This is a genomic window from Xenorhabdus eapokensis, assembly GCF_001908105.1.
In genome coordinates, this window is the sequence record NZ_MKGQ01000151.1 from 1 (window position 1) to 804 (window position 804).

1 protein-coding gene is annotated in these 804 nt (G+C 53.0%); it reads right to left on the bottom strand.

Annotation, left to right across the window (positions count from 1 at the left end):
- On the bottom strand, positions 1-804 hold an 804-nt coding region (locus Xedl_RS19875; RefSeq protein ID WP_083600416.1), incomplete at both ends, for an IS701 family transposase.

The following is an 804-nucleotide window of genomic DNA, read 5'->3' on the forward strand; positions in this document are numbered from 1 at the left end:
ACTGTGCCATTGCCGCACTTCATAATGATCCAGGCCACATTCCCCCTTCGTTTCCTCAAAACCACTTTCAATTTCCCAGCGATGCCCTGCCACCTGAACCAGGGTTTTCAGGTCAGTCTGTTCCCTGCGGGCATAGACGATATAATAAGCCCGCTCTTGTTTCTCATCCTGGCTGCGCCTAACCAGCAGATAATGACCATAATCCCGCTCTTCCTCACTGGGTTGTAAACGCCAAAGCGGCACCCGAACCCAGTCATACCAACGTTCTCCCTTTATCCCCAATCCCGCGGAGTGTTTTTCCCAAAACGAAGATGGCAGACTGTCCACCACCTTGTCGGCGCTGGTATACGTGGGTCCTTGCCACCACACACGTTCATTTTTGGGGATTGCCAGTACAAACGGTTGATATCGGGATTCTAACCAGCACCGCAGACGACGATCTTGACCATACACCGTATCGGCGGTCACCCAACGACAAGGGACGCCGGCATCTAATGCGCGTTCCAACATCTGTTGGGCAAGTTGGGGTTTGGTGGCAAAGGTGACCGAGTCAGGAATGCCAGCGGCTTTACAGCGGGGCCGGTTATCTGTCCATTGTTCAGGCAGATATAAGGCCCGGTCAATAAAGGCATGGCCGCCCTGACCGGCATAACAGAGAAAGACGCCTATCTGACTGTTTTCTATCCGTCCGGCAGTCCCGCTATATTGGCGTTGGACGCCGGCAGAATGCGTCCCTTTTTTGATAAAACCGGTTTCATCGATGATGAGGATGCCTTGCTCATCACCGAGATGGTCAGTCACATA